Origin of the sequence: Microbacterium sp. LCT-H2, from assembly GCF_001866135.1 — a bacterium.
Lineage (GTDB): Bacteria > Actinomycetota > Actinomycetes > Actinomycetales > Microbacteriaceae > Microbacterium.
Genome location: NZ_MODW01000004.1, coordinates 1 through 24,646, shown reverse-complemented (window position 1 = coordinate 24,646; position 24,646 = coordinate 1). Strand labels below are relative to the sequence as shown.

24 protein-coding genes and 1 pseudogene are annotated in these 24,646 nt (G+C 70.9%); 13 read left to right on the top strand and 12 right to left on the bottom strand.

Annotated features, from left to right (window positions below):
• Window positions 1-7 precede the first annotated feature (7 nt).
• The 7 genes from BK819_RS10845 to BK819_RS10815 all read right to left on the bottom strand — a co-directional run bounded on the left by BK819_RS10845 (window position 8) and on the right by BK819_RS10815 (window position 7,481).
• The gene (locus BK819_RS10845; protein ID WP_071329161.1) at window positions 8-952 is read right to left on the bottom strand and encodes an aldo/keto reductase; all 945 of its coding nucleotides are present in this window, start codon (window positions 950-952) and stop codon (window positions 8-10) included.
• Window positions 922-1,704 carry a ribonuclease activity regulator RraA gene (locus BK819_RS10840; RefSeq protein ID WP_071329160.1) on the bottom strand — a complete coding sequence of 261 codons (783 nt, stop codon included), beginning with the start codon at window positions 1,702-1,704 and terminating at the stop codon, window positions 922-924. Before BK819_RS10840 ends, BK819_RS10845 begins: the two co-directional genes overlap by 31 nt.
• Entirely contained in the window at window positions 1,701-3,617 is a 1,917-nt protein-coding gene (locus BK819_RS10835) for a hypothetical protein (protein ID WP_071329159.1), read from the bottom strand. Before BK819_RS10835 ends, BK819_RS10840 begins: the two co-directional genes overlap by 4 nt.
• Window positions 3,614-4,468: a carbohydrate ABC transporter permease gene (locus BK819_RS10830; RefSeq protein WP_017204137.1), complete on the bottom strand. Its 855-nt coding sequence runs from the start codon at window positions 4,466-4,468 to the stop codon at window positions 3,614-3,616. Before BK819_RS10830 ends, BK819_RS10835 begins: the two co-directional genes overlap by 4 nt.
• Window positions 4,468-5,451 (bottom strand): carbohydrate ABC transporter permease, encoded by a 984-nt coding sequence (locus tag BK819_RS10825; protein WP_256209445.1) that lies wholly within the window; start codon window positions 5,449-5,451, stop codon window positions 4,468-4,470. The genes BK819_RS10830 and BK819_RS10825 overlap by 1 nt, the downstream gene beginning before the upstream one ends.
• A gap of 93 nt (window positions 5,452-5,544) precedes the next feature.
• On the bottom strand, window positions 5,545-6,813 hold the full coding sequence (locus tag BK819_RS10820; protein ID WP_071329158.1) for an ABC transporter substrate-binding protein: 1,269 nt from the start codon (window positions 6,811-6,813) through the stop codon (window positions 5,545-5,547).
• A gap of 131 nt (window positions 6,814-6,944) precedes the next feature.
• Window positions 6,945-7,481, bottom strand: a complete 537-nt coding sequence (locus BK819_RS10815) for a CGNR zinc finger domain-containing protein (protein WP_071329157.1) — start codon at window positions 7,479-7,481, stop codon at window positions 6,945-6,947.
• Window positions 7,482-7,519: 38 nt separating this feature from the next.
• On the opposite strand from BK819_RS10815, the gene BK819_RS10810 reads away from it, so the two are divergent.
• The 6 genes from BK819_RS10810 (at window position 7,520) to BK819_RS10785 (ending at window position 14,555) form a co-directional block, all read left to right on the top strand.
• Window positions 7,520-8,464, top strand: a complete 945-nt coding sequence (locus BK819_RS10810; protein WP_071329156.1) for a DMT family transporter — start codon at window positions 7,520-7,522, stop codon at window positions 8,462-8,464.
• Window positions 8,465-8,669: 205 nt separating this feature from the next.
• On the top strand, window positions 8,670-9,335 hold the full coding sequence (locus tag BK819_RS10805; RefSeq protein ID WP_025105405.1) for a GntR family transcriptional regulator: 666 nt from the start codon (window positions 8,670-8,672) through the stop codon (window positions 9,333-9,335).
• A complete protein-coding gene (locus tag BK819_RS10800) occupies window positions 9,332-10,858 on the top strand; it encodes an MmgE/PrpD family protein (protein ID WP_071329155.1) in 1,527 nt (508 codons plus the stop codon). Before BK819_RS10805 ends, BK819_RS10800 begins: the two co-directional genes overlap by 4 nt.
• Window positions 10,858-11,760: a methylisocitrate lyase gene (prpB, locus tag BK819_RS10795; RefSeq protein ID WP_071329154.1), complete on the top strand. Its 903-nt coding sequence runs from the start codon at window positions 10,858-10,860 to the stop codon at window positions 11,758-11,760. The genes BK819_RS10800 and prpB overlap by 1 nt, the downstream gene beginning before the upstream one ends.
• Before the next feature lie 2 nt (window positions 11,761-11,762).
• Window positions 11,763-12,896: a bifunctional 2-methylcitrate synthase/citrate synthase gene (locus BK819_RS10790; protein WP_071329153.1), complete on the top strand. Its 1,134-nt coding sequence runs from the start codon at window positions 11,763-11,765 to the stop codon at window positions 12,894-12,896.
• 171 nt (window positions 12,897-13,067) lie between these two features.
• On the top strand, window positions 13,068-14,555 hold the full coding sequence (locus BK819_RS10785; RefSeq protein ID WP_071329152.1) for an MFS transporter: 1,488 nt from the start codon (window positions 13,068-13,070) through the stop codon (window positions 14,553-14,555).
• 12 nt (window positions 14,556-14,567) lie between these two features.
• Here the strand turns inward: BK819_RS10785 and BK819_RS10780 are convergent, their stop codons facing one another.
• Both BK819_RS10780 and BK819_RS10775 read right to left on the bottom strand, forming a co-directional pair.
• The gene (locus BK819_RS10780) at window positions 14,568-15,170 is read right to left on the bottom strand and encodes an antibiotic biosynthesis monooxygenase (protein ID WP_071329151.1); all 603 of its coding nucleotides are present in this window, start codon (window positions 15,168-15,170) and stop codon (window positions 14,568-14,570) included.
• Between the two features lie 154 nt (window positions 15,171-15,324).
• Window positions 15,325-16,299, bottom strand: coding sequence for a DUF559 domain-containing protein (locus BK819_RS10775; protein ID WP_071329150.1), 975 nt, complete (start codon window positions 16,297-16,299; stop codon window positions 15,325-15,327).
• A 393-nt stretch (window positions 16,300-16,692) separates the two neighbouring features.
• Here BK819_RS10775 and BK819_RS10770 point away from each other — a divergent pair, with 393 nt between their 5' ends.
• The 4 genes from BK819_RS10770 to BK819_RS10755 all read left to right on the top strand — a co-directional run bounded on the left by BK819_RS10770 (window position 16,693) and on the right by BK819_RS10755 (window position 21,136).
• Window positions 16,693-18,192, top strand: coding sequence for a CoA-acylating methylmalonate-semialdehyde dehydrogenase (locus tag BK819_RS10770; RefSeq protein WP_071329149.1), 1,500 nt, complete (start codon window positions 16,693-16,695; stop codon window positions 18,190-18,192).
• Between the two features lie 9 nt (window positions 18,193-18,201).
• Window positions 18,202-19,383, top strand: a complete 1,182-nt coding sequence (locus BK819_RS10765) for an acyl-CoA dehydrogenase family protein (protein ID WP_071329148.1) — start codon at window positions 18,202-18,204, stop codon at window positions 19,381-19,383.
• Window positions 19,380-20,258 carry a 3-hydroxyisobutyrate dehydrogenase gene (gene mmsB / locus BK819_RS10760; protein ID WP_071329147.1) on the top strand — a complete coding sequence of 293 codons (879 nt, stop codon included), beginning with the start codon at window positions 19,380-19,382 and terminating at the stop codon, window positions 20,256-20,258. Before BK819_RS10765 ends, mmsB begins: the two co-directional genes overlap by 4 nt.
• 101 nt (window positions 20,259-20,359) lie before the next feature.
• On the top strand, window positions 20,360-21,136 hold the full coding sequence (locus BK819_RS10755) for an enoyl-CoA hydratase-related protein (protein WP_071329146.1): 777 nt from the start codon (window positions 20,360-20,362) through the stop codon (window positions 21,134-21,136).
• Window positions 21,137-21,150: 14 nt separating this feature from the next.
• On the opposite strand, the gene BK819_RS10750 is transcribed toward BK819_RS10755, so the two are convergent.
• The 3 genes from BK819_RS10750 to BK819_RS10745 form a co-directional block, all read right to left on the bottom strand.
• The gene (locus BK819_RS10750) at window positions 21,151-21,594 is read right to left on the bottom strand and encodes a YdeI/OmpD-associated family protein (protein WP_071329145.1); all 444 of its coding nucleotides are present in this window, start codon (window positions 21,592-21,594) and stop codon (window positions 21,151-21,153) included.
• Between the two features lie 61 nt (window positions 21,595-21,655).
• On the bottom strand, window positions 21,656-21,832 hold the full coding sequence (locus BK819_RS16840) for a hypothetical protein (protein ID WP_177173828.1): 177 nt from the start codon (window positions 21,830-21,832) through the stop codon (window positions 21,656-21,658).
• Window positions 21,832-22,368: a MarR family winged helix-turn-helix transcriptional regulator gene (locus tag BK819_RS10745; RefSeq protein ID WP_071329144.1), complete on the bottom strand. Its 537-nt coding sequence runs from the start codon at window positions 22,366-22,368 to the stop codon at window positions 21,832-21,834. Before BK819_RS10745 ends, BK819_RS16840 begins: the two co-directional genes overlap by 1 nt.
• Before the next feature lie 175 nt (window positions 22,369-22,543).
• Between BK819_RS10745 and BK819_RS10740 the strand changes: the two genes are divergently transcribed.
• From BK819_RS10740 to BK819_RS10730, 3 genes and pseudogenes are all read left to right on the top strand, one after another.
• Window positions 22,544-23,320 carry an electron transfer flavoprotein subunit beta/FixA family protein gene (locus BK819_RS10740; protein WP_071329143.1) on the top strand — a complete coding sequence of 259 codons (777 nt, stop codon included), beginning with the start codon at window positions 22,544-22,546 and terminating at the stop codon, window positions 23,318-23,320.
• A 1-nt stretch (window position 23,321) separates the two neighbouring features.
• Entirely contained in the window at window positions 23,322-24,293 is a 972-nt protein-coding gene (locus BK819_RS10735) for an electron transfer flavoprotein subunit alpha/FixB family protein (RefSeq protein ID WP_071329142.1), read from the top strand.
• A 2-nt stretch (window positions 24,294-24,295) separates the two neighbouring features.
• Window positions 24,296-24,646: pseudogene (locus tag BK819_RS10730) on the top strand (cytochrome b/b6 domain-containing protein); the annotation flags it as partial.

Below are 24,646 nucleotides of genomic sequence, written 5' to 3'. Positions count from 1 at the left end.
CGCGCGGTCATGCAGCCTCCGCGTCGAGGGCGTCCCACAGCGCGGCGGGCAGCACGGCGTCGAGGCCGTCCACGAACGCGTCCACCTCGGCGGGGGTGCGCGCCCCGACGACCACCGCATCCGCACCCTGCCGCAGCGGGAACTGCACCGCGGCATCCGCGAGGCGCACGCCGTACGAGGCGCACACGGCCTGCAGGCGCTGCGCCCGCTCCCGAAGCTCCGGGGGAGCGGGCTTGTACTCGAAGAACGGGGAGCCGACCGGGTCGACGAGGATGCCGGAGTTGAACACCGCGGCCGCGAGCACCCCGATGCCGCGGGCCGCCGCGGTCGGCAGCAGCCGGTCCAGCGCAGTGCGGTCGAGCAGCGTGAGCCGGCCGGCCTCCATCACCACATCCAGCGGCGCCTCGGCGACGTACCGCTCCAGGGGGTCGAGCCGCCCGAGGCCCACGCTGATCGCGCGCACCACCCCTTCGTCGCGCAGTTCGACGAGCGCCGGAAGCGCCGTCGCGAGCGCCGCCTCCACGTCCAGGGGGTCGTGCAGGTGCAGAACGTCCACACGCTCGACGCCCAGCCGGGCGAGGCTGCCGTCGAGGCTCCTCCGCACGCCGTCCCTGCTGAGGTCGACGACGGAGTCGTGTCCGCTCGCGGCCCCCGCGACGGGGCGGCCGTCCGCATCGACGAGCACCCGGCCGACCTTCGTCGCGATCACGTAGTCGTCCCGCGGCACGCCGCGCAGGGCGAGGCCGAGCTTCCGCTCGCTCTCGCCCGAGCCGTACAGCGGTGCGGTGTCGAAGAAACGGACGTCGCGGGCGAGCGCCGCCTGCACCGTTGCCACCGCGTCGCCGTCAGGCACAGGGGCGAAGAGGTTGCCGATCGGCGCGCACCCGAGTCCGACGTCGTCGCGCGCGGCGACCTCGGGATTCAGCGGACGGAGCTCTGGACGGAACGCCATGCCTCGTACTCCTCGCGGCTGTCGGGGGTCAACGGGTAGTAGTCGCTCAGGCGCGCGCCCTCGTCGAGGCGGCGGCGGCTGAACACCTCCCACTCCTCATGATCGCGCGCGTCGTCCACGACCTGCGGCGCCAGGGCCTGCGGCACCACGACGGGGCCGTCGTCGTCGGCGACCACGAGGTCGCCCGGCATGCACAGGGCCCCGCCCACCGCGACCGGCACGTCGTACGCCCACGGCACGAGCTCCGACTGCGAGGCGTAGTGCGGGGTCGTGCCCGTCGACCACACCGGGATCCCGAGCTCGCGGATGCGGCCGGCGTCGCGGATGCGCCCGTCCACGACGATCCCCGCGCCGCCCTTGCGTGCGAAGTAGCGCGCCAGGATGTCGCCGATGCACCCGGAGAACCGGCTGCCGTACGCCTGGATCACCAGCACGTCGCCGGGCTGCACGGCCTCGAGCACGTGCCACAGGGCGGTGTTCCGCTCGGCGTACTCCTGGCCGTCGCCCGAGGCCATGTCCTCGCGCTGCGGCATGAACTGCAGGGTCAGCGCCGAGCCGACGACGCGCTGGCCGAGGCTCAGCGGCTCCGGCCCGTCGATGTAGCTGCGGCGGATCCCGAGCCCGTGCAGCTTGGCGCACGCGGTGGCGGACGAGATCGCGTCGAACGAGTCGACCACCTCGCGCGAGGGCCGCTGGTAGGCCCCACCCCGCACAGGCAGGGCGAAGTCGGGTCGGATCAGATCGGCGCTCATGCGTCTCCTTCAGGGAACAGGTGGCGCGGCGATCCGGTCGCACGCGCGATGGTCAGGTCGAGGTCGGCGATGTGCGCCGGGGGCAGGGTCACCACGAGGTCGTCGTCCACGTCGAAGGTCGTGGTGACGGTGGGGGCGTCCGGGGCGGTGTACGTGCCCGAGGCGCCGGGCCAGAAGCCGGGCTCCTCGCCGGAGGCCGTGACCCGCACGATCCGGTCGAGGCCGAAGCGTCCGCCGCGCAGGCGCACGGTGCGGGTGTGCACGGCAGAGGTGTTCACGAGCTGCACGCCGATGCCGCCGTCGTCGAGACGGTGCACGAGCGCGGCGACGTCCGCCGGGAGTCCGGGCCGGGCGCGGTCGACGTCCTCGTAGCGGAGCGCCGTGAAACCGAGCCCGCCGTTGTAGAGCACCTGCGGCGCCCCGGCGACGAGCTGGGTCAGCACCTCCGTCACGACGGGGTTCACACGCTGCCAGAAGTGCAGGTGCGCGGCGTCGGGGTCGCGGTCGTCGGCGAGCATCATGGCAGCACGGCGCGCCACCTGGCCGAGCGCCATCTCCAGCGCCCGCACCGGGTAGTCGGGCAGGTTGCCGGAGAGGTACGCGAACCAGCCGGCCTCGTGACCCGCCTCCTCCTTGTCGCGGAACGGGGCGACGAGGTCGGCGGATTCCGGCAGACCGGCGATGGCCGTCTCCAGCCGCTCCCGATCGGACGCACGTCGCGACCACCACCAGAGCCACAGCGGCAGATCGAGCTGCAGCGGACCGTAGTCGAACCAGCCGTCCGCACCGTGGCGGTAGGGGACGAGCAGAGCAGGCTCGGTGGCGGCAGCGCCGAGTCGGGCCATCCACCCGCCGCGCAGGCTGTACGTGGACTCCGCGACGCTGCCTCTGCGCGCCTCGGCGAGCACCGTGTCGAGCATGGTGCGCACGAGGTCGAGGGCGCCGTCGTCGCCGGTGACGAGCGCGTGGTTGAGGGCACCGATCAGGGCGCTCATGCCGACGGAGTGCAGCCCGTGCGGCCAGGCCCAGCCGTAGTGGCCGCCCCACCAGCGGCCGTCGTGGAGGGAGCCGACGGTGCCGTCCGGGCCCACGTTGTCGGGGAGCAGGCCCCCGTCCGCCCGCGCGCGCCAGCCGTCGACGTAGCGGCGGATCCACGCGGCCGCCTCCTCGTCGCCGTCGTAGAGCCAGCGGTTCGCGGCGAGCGAGGTCGCGGCGAGGTTCACGGCGATGTCGCCAGCAGCCCGGCGCTGCATCTCCTCCGCCATCCGCTGCGCGTGCGCGGGGTCGGCGAGATCGTCCCACGAGGCGATGCCGTCCAGGCCGTGCAGCGGGAGACCGTAGGGACGCATCTCGTCCCGGTCAGCGGTGTACGGCACGATCTTCTCGTCGAGCCCCTCGCGGGCGCCGAGGGCTCCGTTGTGCGGCGAGCGGATCATGTTGCGCTCGGCGTCGTAGTTGCCCTGCGCGGGGTCGGTGAAGAGGGCGGCGAACCGGGCGGCGCGCGCGGCGAACGCGGTGTCGGCTGGGTCGGCGGCGCAGATGCCGGCGAGGAACAGCAGCGACTCCCCCTGATGGAACCAGTCGTAGCCGTTGTCGTACTCCTCGGTGAGCATGCCCGCCTCGGCGAGCTGCACGGTCACGCCCTCCCAGTTCCGCTTCGCGTCGGCGAGCACCTCGTCCGGTCCGCCGAGCAGGTAGAACGCGGGCCAGTTGAAGAAGGGCTCGTACAGGTCGTCCACGCCGTCACGGTCGATGAACTCGGCGACGCCGCGGAGGCGGCCGTCCGGCAGCGTGTAACGGTCGCGGAAGAGGCGGCGGGCCTCCTCGACCTCGGCGAAGAGCCGGCGCTGCAGCACGGCCCACGCAGGGATGGCACGCAGCGGACGGGTGAGCGGGGTCTCGGGCACGGTCATCCCTTCGTCGCGCCGGCGACGAGGCCGCCGATGATGTGGCGCTGCATGACGATGAAGAACACCATCGCGGGCAGCACGGCCAGCAGGAGGGTCGGGAACACCTGGGTGTAGTCGGTCGAGAACTGTCCGACCGCCGCGTAGACGCCGGTGGTGACCGTGTAGATCCCGGAGCTCGGCCCGAGGATGATCTGCGGACTCACGAAGTCGTTCCACACCCCGATCGAGTTGAGCACCACGACCGTCGCGACCACGGGCTTCATGATCGGGAAGATGCACGCCCAGAACGCGCGGATGGGACCGGCGCCGTCCAGCGACGCCGCCTCGTCGATGTCGCGGGGCACGCTGCGGAGGTACGCGGTGAACAGGAAGATCGTCACCGGCAGGGTCGCCGCCGTCTCGAAGAGGATGAACCCGGGGATCGTGTTGATGAGCCCGAGCACCCGCAGCACGAAGACCACCGGGATCAGCGTCACCTGCCCCGGGATGAAGAGCCCGGAGACGAAGAGCAGCAGCAGTCCCAGGTGCCACTTCGATCGCCCGCGGGCGATGACGTACGCGACGGGCGCGGCGAGGGCGATGCAGCACAGGTTCACGAGCACGACGAACAGCAGCGTGATCCCGTACGCGGCGATCACGTTGAACTTGCTGCTCGTGATCGCGGCCCACAGGTAGTCGAACGTGAACATCTGCGGAGTGATCAGCAGCGGGTTCTCGATGATGTCGGCCTGCGGTTTGAACGCGTTGATCAGCATCGTGTACATCGGGATCAGCATCGTGATCGCGACGACGCCGAGGACGATCCACCGGATCGTGCTGACGGCGAGGGCCGGGCGGTTGCGGGTCTGCTTCATCAGTCGGTCGCCTTCTGCTCGGCGCGGCGTCGCACCAGCGTGACGGCGAGGCCGACGACCGCGGTGACGATGAGGAGGATCATGGACTGCGCGGCGCCGAAGCCGAGGGCCGAGTTCGCGAAGGAGTCCTTGAGGATCTGGTAGACGATCGTCTGCGTGGAGCCGGCAGGCCCGCCGTCGGTGAGCGACAGCACCACGTCGTACGCCTTGAGGAGCCCGACGAGGGTGAGCACGAGGTTCACGGTGAAGACGGGCGCGATGAGCGGCAGCGTGATGGAGCGGAACTGCTGCCACCGCGAGGCGCCGTCCACGGTCGCCGCCTCGTAGTACTCCGCGGGGACGGACTTGATGCCGGCGAGGAACAGGATCATGTTGAAGCCGAAGTGCGACCACACGATCGTGAAGATCACGCTCGCCTTGGCGAAGGTCGGGTCCGTGAGGAACGGCATCGCCGGGAGGCCGAGCGTGCTGAGCAGACCGTTGACGGCGCCGGTGGGGGAGAGCATCGCCGACCAGAGGAAGCCGATGATGAGCGCGCTGATCACGTACGGGTAGAAGAAGATCGTGCGCAGGATCGTGTTCGAGCGGCCGGGCCCGGAGATGAGCGCGGCGATCGCGAGGCCGATGGCGTTGCAGAGGATCGTGCCCACCACCGCGATGATGCCCGTGAAGATCGCGGCCTGCGTCGAGCGCGGGCTGTGGAACGCCTTGATGTAGTTGTCCCAGCCGATGAAGGTGAAGTTGAGGCTGTAGCCGTTCCAGTCGGTGAAGCTGAGCACCGCAGCCAGGATCATCGGGATGACGAACATCGCCAGGAACACGGCGACGGCCGGGCCGCCCATGAGGATGCCGGGGATGCGGTTCCGCCACTGCTGCAGCGCGGTGCGGCGGCGCGGGGCGGGGGTCGAGCTCATCGGCGTCGATGGTCCTGTCGGGATGGCGGCGGCGGCCGACGGCGGCGCGGTCGTGGTGGGCGGGGTCATGGCGGCACTCTCGTTCTCGGTGGCGCGTTCGGGGGAGGGCGCGGGAGGCGCCGGGGAGGCGCCGGGGAGGAAGCCTCCCCGGCGCCCCGAGGGTCAGCCGGCGTTGGCGGCGAACCAGTCGTCCATGGCCTGCAGCACCTGGTCGGCGGGTGCGCCACCGAGCAGGGCCTGGGTCTGGGTGTTGATCTCGCCGGAGTAGCCGTCGGGGAGCGTGCGCTCGCCGTACCCGCCGCCGGTGGGCGTGTAGGCCTCGGCAGGGGTGTCGGCCACGATCTGCAGCAGTTCCTCGCCGAGCGGCGTCATGTCGTACTCGTAGCCGTCGCGGAAGTTGCCGTCGACCGCGAGCTGGTCGCTCACCGCGGTCTGGTCGGTGGTGAGGAACTCGATGAGCTTCGCCGCCGCGTCCTGGTTCTTGCTCGCCTTGAGGATTGAGTACGGGCTGGCGATGTTGGCGCCCATCGCGGGCTGCTCGTCGGCGCTCGTGGCGGGGGCGCGGAAGACGCCGATATCCGCGGAGTCGGCGGCCTTCGCCTGCGTGCCGGCGAACCAGCTGCCCATCGAGTACACCGCGGTCTTGCCCGAGAGGAAGGCCTGCTCGGCGTCCGGGTACTTGATGCCCAGGGCGTCGCCGGGGATGTACCCCTCGGACACCCAGTCCGCGTAGGTCTCGACCGCATCGCCGTAGGTCTCGCTGAAGGTGACGTCGCCTGCCGAGATGTCCTGGAACCACTCCGGGTCCTCGGCGATGATGGTCGGCAGTCCGAGCGCCTGCAGGGTGTGGCTCGTCATCCAGTCGCCGCCGGTCTGGACGGGCGTCCACCCGGCGTCCTTGAGCTTGCCGAGGGCCTCGGTGAGCTCGTCGACCGTGGTCGGCACCTCCGTGATCCCCGCCTCCTCGAACGCGGTCTTGTTGTAGAAGAAGAGGCTCTGCAGCTGCACGCCGATGCCGGCCATGTAGTTCTTGCCGTCGATCGAGTACTGGTCGGCGAGCGGACCGGACGACGCCCACTCGTACTGCGAGAGATCGACGAGCTCGGGAGCGAGCTTGGTGGTGGGGGCGATGGACTGCACGACGTCGGGAGCGTCGCCGGCGGCCAGCAGGCGCGGCACGGCGGCTTCGACGCCCTCCGCACCCGGGTTCTGGATGACGACGTCGATGTTCGGGTTGGCGTCCTCGAACGGCGCGACGAGGTCGTTCCAGAACTCCTCGGTCAGGTTCGGGGTGACGTTCACGAGCATGCGCACGGTGACGTCGCCGCCGGCGTCCCCGCCGTCGTCGCCGGCGGTGGTCGAGCAGCCGGCGATGGCGAGGGCGGACACCGCCGCGATGCCGGCGAGGGGGAGGACTCGGGCCTTGATCATCGTTGATCCTTTCCTGATGCATAAGGGAGGGCCGCTCGCGACATTACACTGATCGATAATCGTTTGTGAAGGGCGGGCAGCATCAGGTCACGCTCGGAGAAGGCGGACTCCGAGCGTGGTGGGCGACGGGATCAGCCGGCGGCGCGGCGGGCGCGGTAGGCCGCCACGGCGTTGCGATTGGCGCAGCTCGTGGAGCAGTACCGCTTGGAGCGGTTGCGGGAGAGGTCGAGCGCGATCGCCTGGCAGGTCGCGTCGTCGCAGACGGTGAGCCGGGAGCCCTCGTCCGTGCGGATGACGTCGATCAGGGCCATCGCCGTCTCCACGAGCACGCGTTCGGCGAGCGGGCGCTCATCGGCCAGGCCGTGCAGGTGCCAGTCCAGCTCGCCGTGGCGGACGAGGCGAGGGGTCAGTCGCACCTCGGCGAGGGCGGCGTTGACGTGCGCGGCCATCTCGTCGCGCGGGGCCAGCAGCATCGCGCGGAGCCGCGGACGCAGGGCGCGGAGGTCGTCCAGCTCCACCGTGTCCCCGTCGACGCGCCCCGTGTAGGGGAACACCTGCAGGAAGGTCTTCTCGTCCTCGATGTCGACCAGGGTGTCCGGGTCCTCCGCCGAGTTCGCGAGCCAGACCGCCGCGCGCAGCGCATCCTCTGTGTCATCGGTGAAGACCATGTTGACAGCTTACTCCCGCCGGCGTAGCGTCACGTCCCATGAGCGCTGTGGCTGATGACACCACCCGGACGCGGACCGGCATGCGCCTGGGGCTCCCGCTCGCTGTCGCGGCCGCCTTCGCGTTCGGCTCGTCCGGGGCGTGGGCGCGCGGACTCATCGACGCGGGATGGACGCCGGGCGCCGCCGTCACGGTGCGGGTGTGGGTCGCAGCGCTCGTGCTGCTCGTCCCCACGATCCTCGCGCTGCGGGGTCGGTGGCGTGCCCTCCGGCAGAACGTGGGGATGGTCTGCGCCTACGGCCTCCTCGCCGTCGCGGCCACCCAGCTCTGCTACTTCCAGGCCGTCGCGGTGATGGACGTCGGGATCGCGCTGCTCATCGAGTACACCGCCCCGGTCGCGGTGCTCCTCTGGCTCTGGCTGCGCCGGGGCGAGCGTCCCACGCGGCGCAGCATCCTCGGTGCGGGCATCGCCTTCGTCGGACTCGTCCTCATGCTCGACATCGTCACCGGGGCGCAGGTGGACGTGGTCGGTGTCCTCTGGGCGCTCGGGGCGATGGTGGGTGCCGCGAGCTACTTCGTGCTGTCCGCCCGGGCCGGCACCGGGATCCCGCCGATCGCCCTCGCGGGCAGCGGCCTGCTGCTCGGTGCCGTGGGGCTGAGTCTCGCCGGGCTCGTCGGCGTGCTGCCGTTCGCGTGGACGACGGTCGACGTGGACTACCGGTTCGGCGCGGTGCCCTGGTTCGTGCCGGTCCTCGCGATCGGCGTGATCGCCACGGCCCTCGCGTACGTGCTCGGCATCGTCTCGACACGGATGCTCGGCTCCCGGTTGGCCTCGTTCGTCGCGCTCGCCGAGGTCGTGGCGGCCCTGCTCTTCGGCTGGCTCCTGCTCGGGCAGCTCCCCGGTCCGCTGCAGGCCCTCGGGGGCGTGCTCGTGCTCGCCGGCGTGGTCGTCGTGAAGCTCGGCGAGCCCCGCCCCGCGGCCTGAGCCCACTCGCGCGCACGGCTTCGGAGATCGGAGCCGACACGCCGGCCCCCGGCCCGGCCGTGCGGCGTGTCCCGGGCGATCTCCGAAGCTGTGCCCGGGTGTGGGTGTGGGTGTGGGAAGGAGGCGGGGGAGACTATGTATACGAATAGACCGCTCGCGCCCGAGAAGTCGACCATGTGGGCCGGTTTATGTATACACTGGCGAGATGGTCCTCCCTGTCGAGCGCACGTCCATGGGCGATCGCGCCTATGCGGCGCTCCTCGACGGCATCCAGTCCGGGGAGCTGCCGGCCGGGTACGTGCTCGGCGAGGTGGAGCAGGCCGAGCGCCTGGGTGTGAGCCGGACTCCGCTGCGGGAGGCTCTGCGCCGCCTGGCCGCCGACGGCCTGGTCGTGCAGCAGTCGCCGCGCGTCACGGTTGTCGCCGACCTCGACGCCGACGACATCCGGTCCCTGTTCGAGATCCGTCGCGCGCTGGAGGAGACCTCCGCCCGACTGGCGGCCGTCCGGGGCGACGCCGACCGGTTCGCCGCGCTCGCCGCGGAGTTCGCGCACGTGGACCTCACCAGGGCGGAGGGCCGGGACGCCTACTACGCCCTGATCGCGCGATTCGATGCGGCCCTCGACGACGCCGTCGCCAACGACTACATCGCTGCGGCGCTGCGCACGGTCCGCACCCACCTCGTCCGCGTGCGGCGTATGGCGCGGGACAAGCCCGCCCGGCTCGCTGCCTCCGCCGCCGAGCACCGCACGATCGCCGAGGCGCTCGCCGCGCGCGACGGCGACCTCGCCGCCCATGCCACGCACGTGCACCTGCACAACGCGCTCACCGGCATCCTCGACTCCCTCCCCGACAGCGAAGGACACTCATGACCGTCACCCACCACGTCCGCGTGCACGCCAGCTCCGAGAACCTCGCCCGCGAGGATCAGCTCGCCTGGAAGATCGCCGAGGTCGCGGTCGACCAGGTCGAGGTCGAGCAGCCCGTCGTCGACATGATCATCAACCGCATCATCGACAACGCCGCCGTCGCGGCGGCCTCCCTCACCCGCGCGCCGATCGTCGCAGCCCGCGCGCAGGCGTTCAGCCACCCCGTCTCGACGGGAGGGGCCGGCGCCAACCTGTTCGGAACCCCGCTCGACCGCCGCACCAGCCCGGAGTGGGCGGCCTGGGCGAACGGCGTGGCCGTGCGCGAGCTCGACTACCACGACACCTTCCTCGCCGCCGAGTACTCGCACCCGGGCGACAACATCCCGCCGATCCTCGCGGTCGCGCAGCACACCGGCAAGGACGGCCGGGCGCTCGTGCGCGGCATCGCCACCGGCTACGAGATCCAGATGGACCTCGTGCGCGCGATCTGCCTGCACAAGCACAAGATCGACCACGTCGCACACCTCGGCCCGTCCGCCGCCGCCGGCATCGGCACCCTTCTCGGCCTCGACGTCGAGACGATCTACCAGGCGGTCGGTCAGGCGCTGCACACCACGACCGCAACGCGCCAGAGCCGCAAGGGCGAGATCTCCACCTGGAAGGCGCACGCCCCGGCCTTCGCCGGGAAGATGGCCGTCGAGGCGGTCGACCGGGCGATGCGCGGACAGACGAGCCCCGCGCCGATCTACGAAGGCGAGGACGGTGTGATCGCCTGGATGCTCGACGGCAAGGACGCGGCCTACGAGGTGCCGCTGCCCGCCGCCGGCGAGGCCAAGCGCGCGATCCTCGACTCGTACACGAAGGAGCACTCCGCGGAGTACCAGGCGCAGGCGTGGATCGACCTCGCCCGCAAGCTCGGCACCGCGAACCCGGCCCTGCGCGACCCCGCGAACATCGCTTCGATCGTGCTGCACACCAGCCACCACACGCACTACGTGATCGGCTCGGGCGCGAACGACCCGCAGAAGTACGACCCGACGGCCTCCCGCGAGACGCTCGACCACTCCATCCCGTACATCTTCGCGGTGGCGCTGCAGGACGGCGGCTGGCACCACGTCGACTCCTACACGCCGGAGCGCGCAGGCCGCCCCGACACCGTCGCGCTGTGGCACACGATCACCACGGCGGAGGACGCGGAGTGGACGCGCCGCTATCACTCGGAGGACCCGGACGAGAAGGCCTTCGGCGGTCGCGTCGAGATCCGCCTCACCGACGGCTCGACCGTGGTGGACGAGATCGCCGTCGCCGATGCCCACCCGCTCGGTGCCCGTCCGTTCGCACGGGAGAACTACATCGCCAAGTTCCGTCTGCTCGCGGAGCCGGTGCTCGAGCCGGCCGAGATCGAGCGGTTCCTGGAGCTCGTGCAGCGCCTGCCCGAGCTCACGGCTGCCGAGGTCGCCGAGCTCTCGATCGTCGCGAAGCCGGGTCTGCTCGACGACGCCGACGCCCCGGCCGGTCTGTTCTGATGCTGTACTCCACGACGACGCCCGCCGAGAAGCGGCGCCTGTTCCGGGAACGGCTCGCCTCCGGGGAGCTGCTGCGGTTCCCCGGCGCGTTCAACCCACTGAGCGCCCGGCTGATCGAGCAGAAGGGGTTTGAGGGCGTCTACATCTCGGGCGCCGTGCTCTCCGCCGACCTCGGCCTGCCCGACATCGGCCTCACCACGCTCACCGAGGTCGCCGGGCGGGCGAAGCAGATCGCCCGCATGACCGACCTCCCCGCGATCGTCGACGCCGACACCGGTTTCGGCGAGCCGATGAACGTCGCCCGCACGATCCAGGAGCTCGAAGACGCCGGCCTCGCGGGAACGCACATCGAGGACCAGGTCAACCCCAAGCGCTGCGGCCACCTCGACGGCAAGGCCGTGGTCGACGAGGACACCGCGATCAAGCGGATCCGCGCGGCCGCCGATGCCCGCCGCGACGAGAACTTCCTGATCATGGCGCGCACCGACATCCGCGCGATCGAGGGGCTGGACGCGGCGATCGACCGGGCCAAGGCGCTCGTCGACGCGGGGGCCGACGCGATCTTCCCCGAGGCGATGCGCACGATCGGCGAGTTCGAGGCCATGGCCGCGGCGCTGGACGTGCCGATCCTCGCGAACATGACCGAGTTCGGCAAGAGCGAGCTGTTCTCGGTCGACGCACTCCGCGATGCCGGGGTGCGCATGGTCATCTGGCCGGTCTCGCTGCTGCGGATCGCGATGGGGGCGGCGGGCCGTGCGCTCGATACGCTGAACGACGAGGGGCACCTGACCTCGAAGCTCGGCGAGATGCAGCACCGCGCCGACCTCTACGAGCTGATCGACTACGAGTCGTACAACCACTTCGACTCGGGCGTCTTCAACTTCACCGTTACGAAGGAGTGACCATGACCGAGCCGGACATCAAGAAGGGCCTCGCGGGGGTCGTCGTCGACACGACGGCGATCTCGAAGGTCAACCCCGAGACGAACAGCCTGCTCTACCGCGGCTATCCCGTGCAGGAGCTCGCCGACACGCAGTCCTTCGAGGCCGTGGCGTACCTGCTGTGGAACGGCGAGCTGCCGACGGGCGACGAGCTCGCCGCGTTCCGGCTGGAGGAGCGCAAGCACCGCGCCCTGGCCGACAACGTGAAGGCCGCGATCGATCTCGTGCCCCTCGAGGCGCACCCGATGGACGAGGTGCGCACGGCCGTGAGCCTCATCGGCGCATCGGACCCCGAGGCCGGCGGCTCGGTGCTCGACGCCGGTGGCAGTCCCGAGCAGAACCTGGCGCGCAGCATCCGCCTGTTCGCGGCGCTGCCGGCCATCGTCGCCTACGGTCAGCGTCGCCGTCGTGGCCAGGAGCTCATCGCTCCGCGCGACGACCTCGACTACTCGGCGAACTTCCTCTGGATGACGTTCGGGGAGGAGGCCGACGACGTCGTGGTCGATGCGTTCAACCGGTCGATGATCCTCTACGCCGAGCACTCCTTCAACGCCTCGACGTTCACCGCCCGGGTCATCACCTCGACCCTCAGCGACATCTACTCCGCGGTCGTCGGAGCCATCGGCGCGCTCAAGGGCCCGCTGCACGGCGGGGCGAACGAGGCGGTGCTGCACATCTTCACCGAGATCGGGTCGGCGGACGCCGTGGAGGCCTGGCTCGACAAGGCCCTCGCGGAGAAGCGCAAGATCATGGGCTTCGGGCACCGCGTGTATAAGAACGGCGACTCCCGCGTGCCGACCATGAAGGCCGCCCTCGACACCCTCGTCGCGCACTACGGCCGGGAGGATGTCGCGGAGCTGTACGACGCGCTGGAGTCGCAGTTCGTCGAGCGCAAGGGGATCCACCCGAACCTCGACTATCCGTCCGGTCCGGCGTACAGCCTCATCGGCTTCGACACCCTCACCTTCACGCCGCTGTTCGTCGCGGCGCGGGTGACGGGTTGGACCGCCCACGTCATCGAGCAGGCCGGCGCGAACGCCCTGATCCGCCCGCTGTCGCACTACGACGGCCCCGACGAGCGGCACGTCACCGGCTGACCTCCTCCGTTCGAATCGCCTGAATGGCTCCATCTCACCCCGGGATGGAGCCATTCGCGCGATTCGGAGCGGTAGCGTGCCGACGCCCCCGGGGTCAAGCCGATGCGGCGGATTCCGGGGAGGAGTAAACCGGATCCGGGACGAAAGCGTGTCCCGCGAGAAGGAGGCCCCATGTCCGCGTCCGACGTCACCGTCAAGGAGGTCCGGTCGCTCGTCCCCGCGCGCATGGACCGGCTCCCCTGGTCGCGCTTCCACTGGATGATCGTCGTCGGACTCGGGTTCTCCTGGATCCTCGACGGCCTCGAGGTGCAGATCGTCGCGGCGAACGGCTACGCGCAGACGCTGGGGATGGGCCCGGCCGAGGTCGGCCTCGCCGGCACCTGCTACCTGCTCGGCCAGGTGTTCGGCGCCCTCGTGTTCGGCCGTCTCGCCGACCGCCTCGGCCGCAAGAACCTCTTCCTGCTCTCCCTCGGCGTGTACCTCGTCGGGTCGGCCGTCGCCGGCCTCGCGTTCGCCCCCTGGTTCTTCTACATCTGGCGCTTCGTCGCCGGGGCGGGCATCGGCGGCGAATACGCGGCCATCAACTCGGCCATCGACGAGATCATCCCCGCGAAGTACCGCGGCCGCGTCGACATCGCCATCAACGGCACGTACTGGGGCGGTGCGGCCCTCGGTGCCGTGGCCAACATGTTCTTCCTCAACACCGACATCCTGCCCGCCGACATCGGCTGGCGGCTGAGCTTCTTCGTCGGCCCGATCCTCGGCCTGCTCATCATCTGGCTGCGGCGGCACATCCCGGAGAGCCCGCGCTGGCAGATGACCCACGGTCGCGAGGAGGAGGCGGAGCGCAACGTCGACCAGATCGAGGAGCGCATCCGCAAAGAGGGCAAGACGATCGAGCCCGTCGACGAGAGCAAGGCCATCACGGTCAAGGAGTACGGCAGCGTCCCCTTCCTCGTGATCGCGAAGGTGCTGTTCAAGAAATACCCCCGGCGCACGCTCGTCGGCATCACGATGATGGTGACGCAGTCGTTCCTCTACAACGCGATCTTCTTCACCTACGCGCTCGTGCTGGAGAACTTCTACGACACCCCGCCGGCATCCGCGTCGCAGTACTTCATCGTCTTCGCGGTCGGCAACCTTGCCGGTGCGCTCATCCTCGGTCACTTCTTCGACACGTGGGGTCGTCGGCGGATGCTGTTCGGCACGTATGTGCTCGCGGGACTGATCCTGCTCGTCAGCGCCTTCCTCTTCAACGCGGGGGTGCTGAACGCGGGCACGCACACGGCGTTCTGGTGTGCGTCGTTCTTCTTCGCCTCAGCCGGGGCTTCCGCCGCGTATCTGACGGTGAGCGAGATCTTCCCGCTCGAGCTGCGCAGCCAGGTGATCTCGTACGTCTTCTCGATCGGGCAGCTCGTCGGCGCCATCGCCCCGGTGCTCTACGGTGCGCTGATCGGTGCGAGCGCGGAGTCCGGCGACCGCGGTCCGCTGTTCTGGGGCTATGTGCTCGGTGCGGCGATCATGATGTTCGGCGGTGTCGTGTGCGGTGTCTTCGGCGTCAGTGCCGCCGGCAAGTCGCTGGAGGACATCGCCGATCCGCTGTCGCTCGTCGAGCCGGCGAAGAAGGGGGTCACCCCGGGTACGGAATCCGGCTCCTGAGAAGGGGGTCCGCTAGCGGGCGAGCCAGTTTCGCAGGGAGCGCGTGACGAACGGCAGCACCCAGTACGTCATGATCGGCGTGAGCACGAGGGTGGTGATGAGCACGCGGAGCCACAGCGGCACGGCGTCCCATCCCGGCACCGGGCTCATGGCATACGTGAACGCGAGGTTCACGGGGAAGAAGCCGAGCCAGATCGAGACGGCCTGCTTCCACCGCGGCGGCGCGGGGGCGACGGTCACGGTGCTGGTCGTGCCGTCAGGGTCGACGACGGGGATGGAGCCCGTGGACGGCTCGTCGAACCACCCCTCGATGCCGGAGCGACGCTTGGACCGCTCGCTGCGGACGAAGCCCTGGCCCATCGACAGCCACCACGCGCGCTCCCCGGACTGCTCCCACGCGGTGAGCGCCTCCTCGCTCGCGAAGCGGTAGAGCATGTGCCACACCTGCGAGTCCTCGCCGGCACGGACCCAGCCGGAGCCGAGGAATCCCGGGTACTTCGTCGCGAGGTTCACCCCGGTCTGCACCCACGCGGTGGCCTCGGCGATGCGCTCCGGGTCGACCTCGCGGCGGATGGAGACGGTGACGGGTTCGGAGACGGGCGCGGATGCGGACATGGTGCGGTCCTCGGGGGTGAGCGGCGTCGGGGTGCGGACGCGGGGTGGCGGCGCCAGGGTCGCGGCGCCTGGTCGATTCTAGTTCTCCTTCGAGTCGCGCGATTGGCTGTAAATCCGGGCCGGATGCCGCCATTCGCGCGATTCGAACGCGGGGTCACCGCCCCAGAGCCGACGCCACACGGCGGATCAGTTCCTCTGGTCTGTGGAGGAGAGGGGCGGTGACCTCGATCACCGTCCACCCGGCAGCCCGCAGCGCCGCGACCCGCTCGACATCCCGTGCCCACTGCGCGCCATGCACCATGCCGTGATACTCCACTGCGACGCGTTCGGCCTCCCAGACCATGTCGACGCAGGCGAGGAAACGGCCCCGGTCGTCGAACACGTCCACGTTGAGCTGCGGCTCCGGAATCCCGGCCGCGACCAGGAGGCACCGCAGCCGGCTCTCCCGCGGCGACCACGAGTCCTCCCGCACCAGCTCGACCGCCTCCCGCAACCGTGCCGCCCCGCGCCTCCGCCCGGCAGCCAGCATCTCCCGCAGCTCGTCGACCGTCGCCCACGGCTGCCGCCCGACCCCCGGCCGCCCGACGCCCGGTCTCCAGTGCCGGCAGAAGTAGTCGCCGAGCGCCACCAGGTCCACGAGCGGCAGCGTGCCCAGGGCGACCCAGGTCGCGGCGGGGGAGGTCACGCGGAGTCCGTCCCGATAGCGGATCGAGGTGAGGCTGGACAGCGTGCGGTGTCCGGTCACGCCGCGGGCGCGAGGGAACGGGATCCCGCCGGACGCACTGACGTGGAGGGCGAGGTCGTCCGCCGTCGCGATACCCCCGCGGTCGTCGAAGGCGAGTGGCAGCGGGCCTCCCCAGATCGACACGGCGGTCTCGTGACTGAAGAAGTGCCCGGTATGCAGGATCGGGGCATAGGACTGCGCTCGTGCCACCCGCGCTCGTCGCTGCCGCTCGTACGGGTCCGCGATGGCGGGCCCGGGCGCCGGGCGCGGGTGCACGCGGACCCCGTGGAACGGAGCCTCGAGGTCGGATCCGCGCAGCCGTCCGCGGCTGATTCCGTGCATTCGCGCCGTCCGCACCGCGAAGTCCCCCTCGAAGCGGCCCGGAAGCTGCTGTCGTCGTCCCATGCCCCCACGCTCGCACCCCGGCGGTCGGGCCGGGGTCCGTCTCCACAGCCCCCGTTCGAATCGCGCACTGTGCTCCATCCCCGGCCGAAATGGAGCAAAGCAAGCGATTCGAAAGGGAAGAGAAGACCCCCGCCGACCCGATTCGGCGGGGGTCTCGGGAGCCAGAGTGCTCACCGTGCGCACGGGAGACGCGACTACCCGATCCGGTCTGAGTCTGTGCCGTGCATCTGCAGTTGTAATCGGCCCGGATGTCCGGCGGGTGAACGGCCGGAGAACGGGCGACGGCGGCATCCGAACGCGGGGCGCCGCAAGATACAAGGACGTCCTCGTATTTTCACGGTCGTCGGAGTAAACTCGCCGATGTGCCAAAGACGGCCGGAGGGATGTTGCACAATGACCCGTACTATCCCGCACTTCGTGAGCGGAACGCATGTCACCCCGGAAGACGGCCGCTTCGCCGACGTCTTCAACCCGAGCACCGGAGCCGTGCAGGCCCGGGTGCCGCTCGCATCCGCGGAGGAGGTGCGCCGTGTGATCGCGAACGCCGAAGAGGCGCAGGTCGCGTGGGCGGCGACCAACCCGCAGAAGCGCGCCCGTGTGCTCCTGCGGTTCCTCGACCTCGTGCAGCAGGAGATGACCTCGCTGGCCGAACTTCTCGCGAGCGAGCACGGCAAGACCGTGGACGACGCCAAGGGCGACATCCAGCGCGGCCTTGAGGTGATCGAGTTCTCCGCCGGCGCACCCCACCTGCTCAAGGGCGAGTACTCCACGGGGGCCGGGGCCGGCATCGACGTGTACTCGATGCGGCAGCCGCTCGGGGTCGTCGCGGCGATCACGCCCTTCAACTTCCCCGCCATGATCCTGCTGTGGAAGGCCGGTCCCGCGCTCGCCGCCGGCAACGCGGTGGTGCTCAAGCCCAGTGAGCGCGACCCCTCGGTGCCGGTGCGTCTCGCCGAGCTGTTCCTCGAAGCGGGGCTGCCGGCCGGCGTCCTCAACGTGGTGCACGGCGACAAGGAGGCGGTGGACACCCTCCTCACCGACGACCGGATCCGCGCCGTCGGGTTCGTCGGCTCCACGCCCATCGCCGAGTACATCTACGCCACCGCGGCCGCTCACGGCAAGCGGGCGCAGTGCTTCGGCGGCGCGAAGAACCACATGATCGTGATGCCGGACGCCGACCTCGACCAGGCCGTCGACGCCCTCATCGGTGCCGGCTACGGCTCCGCGGGGGAGCGGTGCATGGCGATCTCGGTCGCCGTCCCGGTCGGCGAGGAGACCGCGGACGCCCTCGCCGCCAAGCTCGCCGAACGCGTCGCGCAGCTGCGCGTCGGGCCGTCCCTCGCGGCGGACGTCGACTACGGACCTCTGGTCACGCGGGCAGCCGTCGAGCGCGTCGAGGGCTACATCCAGCAGGGCATCGACGAGGGCGCGACGCTGCTCGCCGACGGCCGCGGGTTCACGGTCCCCGGGCACGAGGAGGGCTTCTACCTCGGACCGACGCTCTTCGACCACGTGACGACCGACATGGCGATCTATCGCGAGGAGATCTTCGGCCCGGTGCTCGTGATCGCCCGCGCCACCGACTACGAAGAGGCGCTGCGCATGGCCTCCGAGCACGAGTACGGCAACGGCGTCGCCATCTTCACGCGCGACGGCGACGCGGCTCGCGACTTCGCCGCTCGCGTGGAGGTCGGGATGGTGGGCGTGAACGTGCCCATCCCGGTGCCGATCGCCTATTACACGTTCGGCGGCTGGAAGCGCAGCGGTTTCGGCGACCTCAACCAGCACGGCGCCGACGCCTTCCGCTTCTACACCAAGACCAAGACCGTGACGAGCCGCTGGCCGTCGGGGATCCGCGAGGGCGCGAGCTTCGTCATCCCCACGATGCACTAAGGACACGCGATGACCATGACCACCGTCACCACCACCGACGAGGAGCGCGAGGCGATCCTCGATGCCGTGCGGGAGTTCGCCGACGCGGAGCTCGCCCCGTTCGCCGCCGAACGCGACGAGAAGCACCTGTTCCCGCGAGAGTCGCTGCAGCGCGGCGGCGAGCTCGGCCTCGGCGGGATCTATGTGAGCGAGGAGTTCGGCGGCACGGGCCTCACCCGAATCGACACCGTCGCCATCTTCGAGGAGCTCGCCAAGGCCGACCCCGCCCTGGCCGCCTACATCTCCATCCACAACATGGTGGTCTGGATGATCGACACCTACGGCGACGATGAGCAGAGGTCGCACTGGCTGCCGTCGCTGACCGCCATGCAGGAGTTCGGCGGCTACTGCCTCACCGAGCCGGGGGCCGGCTCCGACGCGGCGAACATCGCGACCAGCGCCGTCCGTGAAGGCGACGAGTATGTACTGACCGGGGTGAAGCAGTTCATCTCCGGAGCCGGTGAGGCCGCGGTGTACGTCGTCATGGCACGGACCGGCGAGCCGGGAGCCAAGGGCATCAGCGCCTTCCTCGTCCCCGGCGACGCGGAGAACCTGAGCTTCGGCGCCGCGGAGAAGAAGATGGGGTGGCACGCGCAGCCGACCCGCCCCGTGATCATGGACGGTGTGCGGGTGCCGGCGTCCGCGATGCTCGGCGACGAGGGGCGCGGTTTCGCGATCGCGATGTCGGCGCTGAACGGCGGGCGCCTCAACATCGCGGCGTGCTCGCTCGGCGGTGCGCAGGCCGCGCTCGACAAGGCGGTGCAGTACGTGCACGAGCGCGTCGCGTTCGGCGAGCCCCTGGCGGAGAAGCAGTCGATCCTCTTCGCGATCGCCGACATGCGCACCGATCTGCAGGCCGCGCGGCTGATGGTGCGCGACGGCGCGCAGGCGGTGGACGAGAAGGCGCCGGACGCGACGATGCGCTGCGCGATGGCGAAGCGCTTCGCGACCGACGCCGGCTTCGATGTGGCCAACCGCGCCCTCCAGCTGCACGGCGGCTACGGCTATCTGCAGGACTACGGCATCGAGAAGATCGTCCGCGACCTCCGCGTGCACCAGATCCTGGAGGGGACGAACGAGATCATGCGCCTGATTGTCGGTCGGGAGATGCTGCGACCCGCGGGGTCGGCGTCGATGCGGAGCGCATCATGACCCGCGTCGCCTTCCTCGGGCTCGGGCACATGGGGCTGCCGATGGCGAAGAACCTCGTCGCCGCCGGACACGAGGTGCACGGCTTCGACCTCGTGCCCGCGGCCATCGAGGCGGCGCGGGCGGCCGGGATCCCCGTGGCGGCGAGCGGCGCGGAGGCGGTGGCGGACGCGGAGGTCGTGGTGACGATGTTCCCGGCGGGGAAGCACGTCATCGAGGCCTACCGCACGGAGCTGCTGGCGGCCGCGCGCCCCGGGACGCTGTTCATCGAGTCGTCGACCATCGCGGTGGACGAGGCGCGGGCCGCCCATGCGCTCGCGCTCGCCGCGGGCCACCGGCACATCGACGCTCCGGTATCCGGAGGTGTGGTCGGGGCGGAGGCCGGGACCCTGGCGTTCATGGTCGGGGGCTCCGACGACGACTTCGCGGCGGCGCTTCCGCTGCTGGAGATCATGGGGAAGCGGATCGTGCACTGCGGCGGACCGGGGCTCGGTCAGGCCGCGAAGGTCTGCAACAACATGATCCTCGCGGTGTCGCAGATCGCCGTCGCCGAGGCGTTCGTGCTGGGCGAGCGGTTGGGGCTCGAGCATCAGGCCCTGTTCGATGTGGTGTCCCAGGCGTCGGGGCAGTGCTGGGCGCTCACCACGAACTGCCCCGTGCCCGGTCCGGTGCCCACCAGCCCCGCGAACCGGGACTACCAGCCGGGGTTCGCGGGCGCCCTCATGGCGAAGGACCTCGGTCTCGCGCTGCAGGCCATCGAGCAGACCTCGACGGACGCGCGGATGGGTCGTCTGGCGCAGGAGCTGTACGCCGCCTACGCTGCCGGCGACGGCGCCGCCCGCGACTTCTCCGGCATCATCACGGACATCCGCGGCTGACTCCGGCTTTCGAATCGCCTGAATGGTCGCGAATCCGGCCGAAATGCAGCAAATCGGGCGATTCGAAGGGGAGGGTGGATAACGACAGGAAGGCGGGAGCGATGACGGAGTACGAGACGATCCTGGTGGAGCAGCGCGGACGCGTGGGCTGGATCACCCTCCACCGTCCCGAGGCGCTCAACGCGCTGAACAGCCGGCTCGCCGAGGAGGTCACCGCGGCCGCGCAGGCCTTCGATGCGGATGACGGCGTCGGTGCCATCGTCGTGACCGGCTCCGAGAAGGCCTTCGCGGCCGGCGCCGACATCAAGGAGATGGAGGGCATGTCCGCGGCGGAGATGCTCGAGACGGACCACTTCGGCGTCTGGCACGACTTCGCGGCCGTGCGCACGCCGGTCATCGCGGCGGTCTCCGGGTTCGCGCTCGGCGGCGGCTGCGAGCTGGCGATGATGTGCGACATCATCCTCGCTGCGGACACCGCGAAGTTCGGGCAGCCCGAGATCAACCTCGGGGTGATCCCGGGCATGGGCGGAACACAGCGGCTCATCCGCGCGGTCGGGTACTACAAGGCGGCGGAGCTCGTGCTGTCCGGGCGCTTCATGGGCGCCGAGGAGGCGGAGCGCGCCGGACTCGTGTCCCGTGTCGTCCCCGCGGCGGATCTCCTGGCCGAGGCGACGACGCTGGCCGAGACGATCGCGTCGAAGTCGCTCCCGTCGGTCTACGCCGCCAAGGCCGCGCTCGATGCGGCGATGGAGACGACGTTGTCCGCAGGCCTCGCCCACGAGAAGCAGGCGTTCGCGGCACTGTTCGACACGCACGACCAGAAGGAGGGGATGGCGGCCTTCCGCGAGAAGCGCACGCCGGACTTCCAGAACCGCTGACGGCGGGGCACAGGTCAGCCGCGCAGGGACTCCACGATCTTCGCGATCCGGCGCTCGCGCGTCGCCTCCTGCTTGGCCTCGGCGACCGCTCGGGCGTGCTCCTTGCGCGCCGAGGGTGAGAGGGCATCGAAGGCCGCGCGCACCGCGGGGTCGGCATCGAGGGCGGCGGCCAGTGCGGCCGGGACGTCGACCGTGCGTTCCGCGGTGTCGAGCCGGATCACGGCATCGACCTCCTGATCGATCTCCACCCCGAGGTCTGCGCGGGCGGCCTTGCTGAGACCGATCATGTTCTCGCCTCCCATCCGGGCCAGGCGCAGGCGCGCGGTGCGGCCGCCGATCGTGACCGCGACCGGGAAGGCCTTGCCCGCGCCGAAGGAGGCCACCTGCTCGTCGGTGAGGAGGATCGCCGCGGCGGGGCCGCGACCGGTGAGGACGGTGTGCACGCGCAGTTCGCTCATGCAGGAAGAGTACGCCCGCCATCCTCGATCGCGGCGACGAGCGCGGAGTTGCGTTCGGCGATCAGCCGCTCCATGTACCGGCCGAGCACGAGGGCGTCGACGAGGCGGCCGCGGGCTCCTCGATCATCGTCTCGTCGTAGCGCGCCATCGACTGCAGATGCAGCTCCGGGTCCAGCGCCGCGGCGAAGACGGCAGGGCGGGGTGCCGCGATCACGGTCTCGAGCACGAACCGCGGCATCAGAGCGGTTCGGGGAGGGGGCGCGGGTCGATGAAGTCGCCGGCGTCGCGGCGCAGGCGGGCGACGATGGCGACGAGCTCGGCGGCGTCGGCTTCGCTCATGCCGGGGTCGGCGAAGACGTCGGCGTTGAGGGCGGTCGTCGCCCGCTCGACGAGGTCGCGGCCGTCGTCGGTCAGGGCGAGCATCGCCGCGCGCCCGTCGTGCGGGTGCGGTTCGCGGATGACGAGGCCGTCGCGCATGAGCCGCTCGGCGGTGCTCGTGATGGTGGTGGCGTGGACCTGCAGGCGCGCGACGACGCTCGACAACGGCAGGCGTCCGGCGCGGCTGAAGGCCAGCAGGCGGAGGACCTCGTAGCGGGCGAAGCTCAGCGCGAAGGGCTTGAGGGCCGCGTCGACACGGGCCAGGAGCAGCTGTTGAGCGCGCATGACCGAGGTGACGACGGTCATGCCGTCCGCGGCCTCGGTCCAGCCGTGCGCGATCCACTGCCGCTTCGCCTCGGCGAGCGGGTCGACGGGAAGCGGGCGGGGTCGGACCACGTCTCTACGGTACCGGGGGAGGCCGCCCCCGGTCGCCAGCGGCGAGCCGTGGGGCGCGACTGTCGACTATGTATACATTCGTGGCGGAAATCGGGGGTGCGGCCTGCGGATCCCTCCGCCTTTGGCTACATAGAAGAGCGTGCGGATAGACTCAGCGTGTCGTGAGGAGCATTCGATGAAGATCTTCGTCCTGGTCAAAGAGGTGCCGGACACCTATGGCGATCGCACGTTGAATCTCGAGACCGGACTCGCCGAACGCGGCGCCGGGGATGTGGTCCTCGACGAGATCACGGAGCGGGCCCTCGAGGTCGCCCTGGCCCACGCCGACAAGAACGAGGGCACCGAGGTCGTGGCCCTCACGATGGCGCCGGAGAGCGCGACCGCCTCCGTGCGACGCGCCCTCGCGATCGGTGCCGCGTCAGCCGTGCACGTCGTCGACGAGCAGCTCGTCGGCGCCGACCTGGGCCTCACCGCCGAGGTCCTCGCCGCCGCGATCCGCCGCGGCGCCCCCGACCTCGTCATCACCGGCAACCTGTCCACCGACGGCGCCGGCGGCGTCCTCCCGGCCATGCTCGCCGAACACCTCGGCTGGGCGCAGGCCACCGCCCTCACCGCGGTCGAGATCACCGCAGATGGCGTCTCCGGCACCCGCGGCGCCGACGCGGGCAGCCAGCAGGTGACCGCGCCGCTGCCCGCCGTGATCTCCATCACCGAGGCACTCCCGGACGCCCGGTTCCCGAACTTCAAGGGCATCATGGCGGCGAAGAAGAAGCCGCTGGAGGTGCTGTCCCTCGCCGACCTCGACGTGTCGGCCGACCCGGCGGCGGCTCCGCGGACCATCATGACCGCGGTCTCGGAGAAGCCCCCGCGGGCCGCCGGGGTCAAGATCACCGACGAGGGCGATGCCGCGGAGAAGCTCGTCGAGTTCCTCGTGCAGAACAGGCTGGTGTGACATGGCGTACCCCGAGAACCCGATCCTCGTGCTCCTCGACGTCGACCCGTCCGGCGAGCTCGCCAGCAGTGCCGCCGGACTCCTCGGCGCGGCGGCGGGCATCGGCACACCGGTCGCGGTGATCGTCGGCGGTACCGAAGCCGCGGTCGCCAGCGCAGCGGAGGCCGGAGCCGCAGTCGTGCTCACGGCCGACGGCGACCCGTCCGCGCTGACGGTCCCGATCGTCGACGCGTTGCAGGCCGCCGCCGCGCAGGTGCAGCCCGCGGCCGTCCTCATCTCGAACTCGATCTCCGGACGCGATGTCGCCGGGCGGTTCGCGGTGCGGACGAAGAGTGCGCTCGCCGTCGATGCGGTCGGGGTCTCCCGCGACGACGAAGGCATCGTCGCCCACCACTCGGTCTACGGCGGGGCGTACCTCGTCGACGCGGCCGCGACGTACGGCACGCTCGTCGTCACGGTGCGTCAGGGTGCGGTGGAGGCCAGGGCCGAGGCGGTCGCCTCCCCGCAGGTCGAACAGCTCGCGGTCACTCCGTCCGGAGCGGTCGCCGCGACGGCAGGCCCCATCGAGACGGTCGAGGCCACCTCGTCCCGGCCCGAGCTGCGCGGAGCGACCCGCGTCGTGTCGGGCGGCCGCGGTCTCGCCTCGAAGGAGAAGTTCGTGCTCGTGGAGGAGCTCGCCGACGCCCTCGGGGCCGCGGTCGGCGCCTCGCGGGCCGCCGTCGACGCGGGCTACATCCCGCAGTCCCACCAGGTCGGGCAGACCGGCGTCTCGGTGTCGCCGCAGCTCTACGTCGCGCTCGGGATCTCCGGCGCGATCCAGCATCGCGCCGGCATGCAGACGTCGAAGAACATCGTGGCGATCAACAAGGACCCGGAGGCGCCGATCTTCGACGTCGCCGACTTCGGCATCGTCGGCGACGTGTTCGCGATCGTCCCGCAGGTGATCGCCGCGCTCGAGGCGCGGAAGAAGTAGTCATGGCGACGCGGGTGCTGCGCCGCGGGCTTCCGCGGGTGCCGGGCGGCGAGCCGTGGCCGCCCGCCGACGTGACGGCGTCTGTTCCGGCGTCCGCGACGACGGAGCGCGTCGAGCGCGGGGCCGCCGAGGCCGAGACCGCTGTCGCGACCCCCTCTCTGCCGGACGACGTTGCACCGCGCCCGGCTCTCCGTCGGGGCCTTCCGCGCGTGCCCGGCGGCGAGCCCTGGCCGCCGTCCGAGGCCGCGCCGGCAGTGTCCGCCGTCGCTGCTGTGCCGGGCGAGACGTCACGTGCCGCCGTGACGGTGCCCGACGCTCCCGCTGCCGAGCCGGCCGCCGCTGCGCCCGTTGCC